This is a genomic window from Streptomyces sp. NPDC031445, from assembly GCF_055581365.1.
On sequence record NZ_JBVIJO010000011.1, the window covers coordinates 345,924 to 354,077 of the forward strand.

5 protein-coding genes are annotated in these 8,154 nt (G+C 73.2%); 2 read left to right on the forward strand and 3 right to left on the reverse strand.

Translation table 11 applies throughout. The features are described 5' to 3' along the window. The first annotated feature begins 82 nt into the window (after positions 1 to 82). Both ACZ5DC_RS28130 and ACZ5DC_RS28135 read left to right on the forward strand, forming a co-directional pair. Positions 83 to 856 (forward strand): DUF2127 domain-containing protein, encoded by a 774-nt coding sequence (locus tag ACZ5DC_RS28130; RefSeq protein ID WP_468657185.1) that lies wholly within the window; start codon positions 83 to 85, stop codon positions 854 to 856. 170 nt (positions 857 to 1,026) lie between these two features. Then, entirely contained in the window at positions 1,027 to 3,267 is a 2,241-nt protein-coding gene (locus ACZ5DC_RS28135; protein ID WP_468657187.1) for a HelD family protein, read from the forward strand. Between the two features lie 442 nt (positions 3,268 to 3,709). Here ACZ5DC_RS28135 and glgB read toward each other — a convergent pair whose 3' ends face one another. The 3 genes from glgB to ACZ5DC_RS28150 form a co-directional block, all read right to left on the reverse strand. Beyond that, positions 3,710 to 6,151, reverse strand: a complete 2,442-nt coding sequence (gene glgB / locus ACZ5DC_RS28140; RefSeq protein ID WP_468657189.1) for a 1,4-alpha-glucan branching enzyme — start codon at positions 6,149 to 6,151, stop codon at positions 3,710 to 3,712. Beyond that, positions 6,148 to 7,542, reverse strand: coding sequence for a maltokinase N-terminal cap-like domain-containing protein (locus ACZ5DC_RS28145; protein WP_468657191.1), 1,395 nt, complete (start codon positions 7,540 to 7,542; stop codon positions 6,148 to 6,150). Before ACZ5DC_RS28145 ends, glgB begins: the two co-directional genes overlap by 4 nt. A gap of 97 nt (positions 7,543 to 7,639) precedes the next feature. Continuing rightward, on the reverse strand, positions 7,640 to 8,154 hold a 515-nt coding region (locus ACZ5DC_RS28150; protein ID WP_356132224.1), incomplete at its 5' end, for an alpha-glucosidase C-terminal domain-containing protein.

Consider the following 8,154-nt stretch of genomic DNA (forward strand, 5'->3'; position numbering starts at 1 on the left):
GCCGTTCCGGGTCAACCGGAACGGCACGTTCGTGTATGACGTCCGTACGGGTGGTGTCCATACGAGTGCGGAGGCGTGGCGGATGAAGATCGACTGGGACCGGCGGACCTGCGCGCGCAAGGGCCATGTGACCTACGCGCCGGACGACCCCCGGCTGCGCGTCCGGCTGCACGCGCGGACCGCGCTCGGGGACGTCTGGCGGTGCCTGCGCTGCGGTGACTTCGTGCTCGGCGAGCCGCGCGGCTCGGGACCGGCCGCCGACGCGCCGCTGGTGCCGCGCGGCACGGTGCTCCGCGACCTGTTCGTCCTGCGCTTCCTCGCCGTCGAGCGTGCCGTGCGCGGGGTGTTCATCGTGCTGGTCGCGGTCGCGGTGTGGAAGTTCAGCAACAGCCAGGACGCGGTGCGCCGCCTGTTCGACGAGTACCTGGACGTCTTCCGGCCGGTCTTCCGGCACTTCCACTACGACCTGGACCACTCGCCGGTCGTCGGGTCCGTGCAGAAGGCGTTCGGCTACCGGCACTCCACCCTGCTGCTGGTCGCCGGACTGCTGCTGGCCTACGCGCTGATCGAACTGATCGAGGCGGTCGGCCTCTGGTACGCCAAGCGGTGGGCGGAATACCTGACGGTGGTCGCGACGGCCGCCTTCCTGCCACTGGAGATCTACGAACTCACCGAGCACATCAGCTGGCTGAAGATCGCCACGCTCGTGCTGAACGTCCTCGCGGTCCTGTACATCGCCCTGACCAAGCGGCTCTTCGGACTGCGTGGCGGGCGCCGTAAGTTCGAGGAGGAACGGCACAGCGCCTCGCTGATGGAGGTCGAGGAGTCGGCGGGCATGGCGCACGCACCGCTGTAGACCCGGCCCGGCCCATCAAAAAATCCCCTGGGCAATTGCGCCCGGGGGATTGCTGTGCGTATATTCAGTGATTCGTGACTTCGTTTTTCAGGAGTCCCGAAGCAATTCACTGAGCACAGTATATCCGGGCGGGAGCGGAATTGTCAAACACCGACTTTCCAGATGATGAAATGCGACACGAGCAGGAATTCATCGACGGACTGTACGCGCGCGTGGACGTGCTGCGCGGCGAGGCCGAGACCTCCGTCGCCGACGCGCTCGCCCAGGGCGACAAGCCCATGCAGGCCCGGCTGGAGCGGGACATCCTGGTCGCCGAGCGCTCGGGGCTGCTCGCCGCGCTGAACGCCGTGGACGGCTCGCTCTGCTTCGGCCGGATCGACCTCGCCGACGGCACGAAGCACCACATCGGGCGGATCGGGCTGCGCGAGGACGACGCCGAGCGCACCCCGGTCCTCATCGACTGGCGGGCCGACGTCGCCCGCCCCTTCTACCTGGCCACCGGCCACACCCCGATGGGCCTGCGCCGCCGCCGGCACATCGCCTCCGAGGGCCGGACCGTCACCTCCCTGCACGACGAGATCCTCGACCTCGGCGACGCCACCCGCACCGGGCACGAGGACCCGAGCGGCGACGCCGTCCTGCTGGCCGCGCTGAACTCGGCCCGCACCGGCCGGATGAGCGACATCGTGCAGACCATCCAGGCCGACCAGGACCGCATCATCCGGGCACCGCACCGGGGCGTGCTGGTCGTGGAGGGCGGCCCCGGCACCGGCAAGACCGCGGTGGCCCTGCACCGCGCGGCCTACCTGCTGTACGAGCACCGCGAGCTGCTGGCCCGCCGCGCGGTCCTCATCGTCGGCCCGAACCCGGCCTTCCTCGGCTACATCGGCGAGGTGCTGCCCTCCCTCGGCGAGACCGGAGTGCTGCTGGCCACGGTCGGCGAGCTGTTCCCCGGCGTGAAGGCCACCGCCGCCGACACCCCCGAGGCCGCCGCCGTCAAGGGCCGCGCCGGCATGGCCGACGTGCTCGCCGCCGTCGTACGCGACCGGCAGGCCCTGCCCGACCCGGTCATCGCGATCGAGCACGACCGCGAGGTCCTCATGCTGGACGACGGCCTGGTGAACGTCGCCCGCGAGCGCACCCGCGCCGCCAAGCTGCCACACAACGCCGCCCGCGAGTACTTCGAGGGGCACATCCTCAACACCCTCACCGAGCTGTACGCCGAGCGCGTGGGCACCGACCCCTACGACGGCAGCAGCCTGCTCGACGCCTCCGACATCACCCAGATCCGGGACGAACTCGCCGAGAACCCCGAGGTCTGGGACGCCGTCGACCAGCTCTGGCCGCGGATCACCCCGCAGCGGCTGGTCGCCGACTTCCTCGCCGAGCCCGACGGCTACCTGCCGAAGCAGGACGCCGACGCGATCCGCCGCCCGGTGACCCGCGCCTGGACCGTCGCCGACGTGCCCCTGCTGGACGAGGCGGCCGAACTCCTCGGCGAGGACGACCGGGTGGCGCGCGCCCGCGCCGAACGCGAACGCGAGACGCAGGTGGCCTACGCCCAGGGCGTCCTGGACGTCTCCTACGCCTCCCGCACCTACGAGTTCGAGGACAAGGAGGAGGACGACCCGGACGCCTCCGAGGTCCTGTCCGCGCACCACATCATCGATGCCGAGCGGTTCGCCGAGCGGCACGAGGAGACCGACCACCGCAGCGCCGCCGAGCGGGCCGCCGCCGACCGCACCTGGGCGTTCGGGCACATCATCGTGGACGAGGCGCAGGAGCTGTCGCCGATGGCCTGGCGGCTGCTGATGCGGCGCAGCCCGACCCGCTCGATGACCCTGGTCGGCGACCCCGCGCAGACGGCGGAGGCGGCCGGCGTCGGCTCCTGGGCGGACATCCTCGCGCCCTACGTCGAGGACCGCTGGGAGCACACCCGCCTGGGCGTCAACTACCGCACCCCGGCGGAGATCATGGACCTGGCGGCGGCCGTGGTCCGCGCCGAGGACCCGGGCTTCGCGCCGCCGAGCTCCGTCCGCTCCACCGGTGAGCGCCCCTGGGTGCGGCAGGTCACCGACGCCCTGCCCGGCGCGGTCGCCAAGGCGGTCGCCGAGCTGACCCCGGCGGAGGGCCGGCTGGCGGTGATCGCCCCGCGCGGTCTGCACCGTGCCCTCGCCGCCCGCCTGGACGGCGTCACCGCCGGCGCCGAACCCGACCTGACCCGGACGGTCGTCCTGCTCGACCCCCGGCAGTCCAAGGGCCTCGAATTCGACTCCGTCCTGGTGGTCGAGCCGGGCGCCTACGGCACGAGCGACCTGTACGTCGCCCTGACCCGGGCCACCCAGCGGCTCGGGGTCCTCTACACGGACGAGCTCCCGGACGGGCTGGCCACGGGCGTCACCGCGCCGTAGCGGCCGGGGCGGAGCCGCCACCCGCCGCCGGTGGGTGGCTCGGGTGCGGCGTGGCGGACGGCGGGGCCGGCTCCGCGCACGGCGCGACCGGGAACCGCGGGACGTGGCGCCGGACCGCCCCGAGCCCCCGGCAGCGCTCTCGAAGACCGGTTTCCAGCCCGCGGGTTCCGCCCGGAAGAACCAGCGGTCGCCCGGCCGGGAGGAGCCGGCAAGGCCGCCGTCGCAGTGCCCGGCGCCCCGGCAGGTGTGCATGGGGGCGCCGGCGGCGATCAGCGTGGCCGGCGCCGATCCGGGCGGCGACGACCTGGAAGGGCTCCGCGAGGGTCCACGGGACCGGTCCGGTGGCCGTGGGAGGCGCCCCTCCGCCCCGCCACGTCACCTGGGTGCCGCGGCCGCCCGGCAGGAGAGCGGCCACGGCACACGCCAGGCGCGTGCCACCCGGTCAGGCCGGGCGCAGCCACACCGTCGCCAGCGGGGGCAGGGTCAGCCGGATGCTCGCCGGGCGGCCGTGCCAGGGCTGGGGCTCGGGCTTGACGACGTCCGGGCGGGTCACGTCGCCGCCGCCGTAGCGGGCCGCGTCGGTGTTGAGGACCTCCACCCAGGCCGGCACCTCCTCCGGCACCCCGAGGCGGTAGTCGGGGCGGACCACCGGGGCCAGGTGGCAGACCGCGAGCAGCGGGGCGCCCTCGGCGTCGTGGCGCAGGAACGCGAAGACGTTGTCGTCCGCCGCGTCCCCGGTGATCCACTCGAAGCCCGCCGGGTCGGTGTCCCGCTGCCACAGCGCCGGGGTCGCCCGGTATACGGCGTTCAGGTCCCGGACGAGGTCCCGGACACCCCGGTGGTCCGCCTCGGCGCCGTACGCCGGGTCGAGCAGCCACCAGTCGGGGCCGTGCGCCTCGGACCACTCGGCGCCCTGGGCGAACTCCTGGCCCATGAAGAGGAGCTGCTTGCCGGGGTGGGCCCACATGAAGCCGAGGTAGGCGCGCAGGTTGGCCCGCTGCTGCCACCAGTCGCCGGGCATCTTCGACACCAGGGACCGCTTGCCGTGGACGACCTCGTCGTGGGAGATCGGCAGGACGTAGTTCTCGCTGTAGGCGTACACCATCGAGAACGTCATCTCGTGGTGGTGGTACGCGCGGTGCACGGGGTCGTGGCTCATGTACTGGAGCGAGTCGTGCATCCAGCCCATGTTCCACTTCAGTCCGAAGCCGAGCCCGCCGAAGCCGCTCGGGCCCTTGTGGTGGGTGGGCCGGGTGACGCCGTCCCAGGCCGTGGACTCCTCCGCGATGGTCACCACGCCCGGGCAGCGCCGGTACACGGTGGCGTTCATCTCCTGGAGGAAGGCCACCGCGTCCAGGTTCTCCCGGCCGCCGTGCTCGTTGGGCGTCCACTGGCCCGGCTCGCGCGAGTAGTCCAGGTAGAGCATCGAGGCGACCGCGTCCACGCGCAGCCCGTCGATGTGGAACTCCTCGCACCAGTACACGGCGTTCGCGACGAGGAAGTTGCGCACCTCACGCCGGCCGAAGTCGAACTCCAGCGTGCCCCAGTCGGGATGGGCGGCCCGCAGCGGGTCGTGGTGCTCGTACAGCGGACGCCCGTCGAACTCCGCGAGCGCCCAGTCGTCGCGCGGGAAGTGCGCCGGCACCCAGTCCATCAGCACCCCGATGCCCGCCTGGTGCAGCTTGTCCACCAGGTACTTGAAGTCGTCGGGGGTGCCCAGCCGGGCCGTCGGCGCGTAGAACCCGGTGACCTGGTAGCCCCAGGAGCCGCCGAAAGGGTGCTCGGCGACCGGCATCAGCTCCACGTGGGTGAAGCCCATCTCCTTCACGTACGCCGGCAGCTGCTCGGCCAGCCGGCGGTAGGTCAGCCCGGGCCGCCAGGACGGCAGGTGCACCTCGTACACCGAGAAGGGGGCCTCGTGCACCGGCGAGTCCGCCCGGTGCGCCAGCCACTCCGCGTCGCCCCACTCGTGGTGCGAGGCGTGCACGATCGAGGAGGTGGCGGGCGGCACCTCGGTACGGCGGGCCATCGGGTCGGCGCGCAGGGTGCGCGAGCCGTCCGGGCGGGTGATCTCGAACTTGTACAGCTCGCCCTCGCCGATCCCCGGCACGAACAGCTCCCAGACCCCGGTGCCGCCGAGCGAGCGCATCGGGAAGCCGGTGCCGTCCCAGAAGTTGAACCCGCCGGTGACCCGCACGCCCCGCGCGTTGGGCGCCCACACCGCGAACCGGGTTCCGGTGACGCCCTGGTGGGTGGTGACGTGCGCGCCGAGCGCCCGCCACAGCTGCTCGTGCCGGCCCTCGCCGATCAGATGCAGGTCCAGCTCGCCGAGGGTGGGCAGGAAGCGGTAGGCGTCCTCGGTCTCGTGGACCGTGCCGTCGTACGTCACCAGCAGCCGGTAGACGGGGACCTCGGTGAGCGGGAGCAGGCCGGAGAAGAAGCCGTCGCCGTCGTCGTGCAGCTCCGTCCGCAGCTCGCCCGAGACCACGGTGACCGCCCGCGCGTACGGGCGGAACGCGCGGAAGGCCACCCCGCCCGGCACCGGGTGCGCGCCCAGCACGGAGTGCGGATCGTGGTGGATGCCGTGCAGCAGCCGCGCGCGGTCGCCGGCGTCGAGGGCCGGGGACACGGCGACCTCCGCGAGGGGGGCCGGCGCGGGCGGCTCCACGGCCGGTGTCCGTGCGGGCGGCTCCACCGCGGGGGCCTGCGCCGGGACCTCCGCGGCCGGGGTCTGCGCGGGCGCCTCCGCGGCGGGGGCCGCCGCCTGCGCGGGGACCTCCGGCGCGGGCGGCTTCCCGGCGGCGGCCTTCTTCCTGGCCGCGGACTCCTTCTTGGCCTTGGCTTCCTTGCGGGCCTTGGATTCCTTGTGTCCCTTGGGGGTCACGGACGAGCCTCCTGGTCGGGCAGGGCGAGGCGGCGCACCGCGCTCAGCGGTACGGGGAGCCAGTCGGGCCGGTGCCGGGCCTCGTAGACGACCTCGTAGACCGCCTTGTCGGTCTCGTAGGCCCGCAGCATCACCGGGTCGGTACGCGGATCGCGGCCGGCCACCTCCGCGTACCCGGAGCAGTAGGCGGCCCGGCAGGTGTGCGCCCAGTCCGGGGTGGGCGGGGTCGCCGAGTGGGCCGCGTAGTCGAAGGAGCGGAGCATCCCCGCGATGTCCCGCACCGGCGGCTGCGGCATGCGCCGCTCGGCCAGCGGGCGGGCCGGTTCGCCCTCGAAGTCGATCAGCGACCAGGCGCCGGACGGCGAGCGCAGGCACTGGCCGAGGTGCAGATCGCCGTGGACGCGCTGGGCGGTCCAGGTGCGGCCCTCGGCGGCGAGCGTGCCGAGCGCCTGGTACGCCGAGCGCAGCCCGTCCTCGTACGGCCGCAGCGCCGGCACCGCCTGCACGGCCGCCGCCAGCCGCTCGGTCATGCCGTCGACCAGCGACTCCAGCTGGGCGTGGCCGAGGGTGACCGTCGGCAGGGCCCGGGCGAGCGCGGTGTGCACCTCGGCGGTGGCCCGGCCCAGCGCGCGGGCCTCGGCCGCGAAGTCCTCGCCCTTGGCCAGTTCGCGCAGCGCCAGCTCCCAGCCGTCGGAGGCGCCGCTCACATACGGCTGGAGCACGGCAAGGACGTACGTGTCCGCCGCCACCTCGGCGTGCAGCCAGGCCGTCGGCGCGGGGACCCTCGGACAGCCCTCGCGGGCCAGGGCGAGCGGGAGCTCCAGATCGGGGTTGACGCCGGGAACCACCCGGCGCAGCAGCTTCAGGATAAACGTATCTCCGTAGACCACGGACGAGTTGGACTGTTCGGCGGTCATCAGCCGGGGCACGAGGCCGGCCCGGATCTCCTGCGCCGGGTCTCGCTCGAAGCGCAGCCCGCCGACGCGGGCCTGGGTGCGCAGGGCCTCCAGGAGCACTTCGGCGGGCCGGGTGTCGTGCAGGGCCTCGTACACCGTGCGTCCGGCGAGCGGGCCCTCGGTCACATGTCCGATCAGCGCGGGCGCCAGCCGGGGCGGCAGCGCCTCGCGCACGCCTATGAGGAGCTGGTAGCAGTCGCCCGGGTGCGCCGGGGCTCCGGGCACGTCGGCCTGGTGGACGCGCACCAGCAGGTGGTAGAGGCCCAGCCGGCCGTCGGGAGGCAGCAGTTCGGTGACGGACACGGGGGTGAACCCGGTGACCGGACGGCCCTTGCCCGCGAACCAGCGCTGCCGGGGCAGCCAGGCGCGCAGCAGGGGGTCGAGCGAGGCGAGGAGGATACCGGTGGTGCCGGAAGTGGTGACCGTTTCCGCCATGGGCGTCACGTCCTTTCCCCGGGGGGCGTCGGGGTGTTACTACTGCGTGCCCCGGGTGGGGCGGTGGAAACGCCGCCGCGCCCCACCCGGGCCCGCGCTATACGGGTTCCCTGCGCAGCCGGAACCAGTAGAAGCCGTGTCCCGCGAGGGTGAGCAGGTACGGCAGCTCGCCGATCGCCGGGAACCTGACCCCGCCGAACAGTTCGACGGGATGCCGCCCGCCGAACCGGCTCAGGTCCAGCTCCGTGGGCTGGGCGAAGCGGGAGAAGTTGTGGACGCACAGCACCAGGTCGTCCTCGTACTCGCGCAGGAAGGCGAGCACCGCCGGGTTCGACGACGGCAGCTCGGTGTAGGACCCCAGTCCGAAGGCAGGATTCTGCTTGCGGATCTCGATCATGCGGCGGGTCCAGTGCAGCAGACTGGAGGGCGAGGCCATGGACGCCTCGACGTTGGTGACCTGGTAGCCGTAGACCGGGTCCATGATCGCGGGCAGGAACAGGCGTCCCGGATCACAGGACGAGAAGCCGGCGTTGCGGTCGGGGGTCCACTGCATGGGGGTGCGCACGGCGTCGCGGTCGCCGAGCCAGATGTTGTCGCCCATGCCGATCTCGT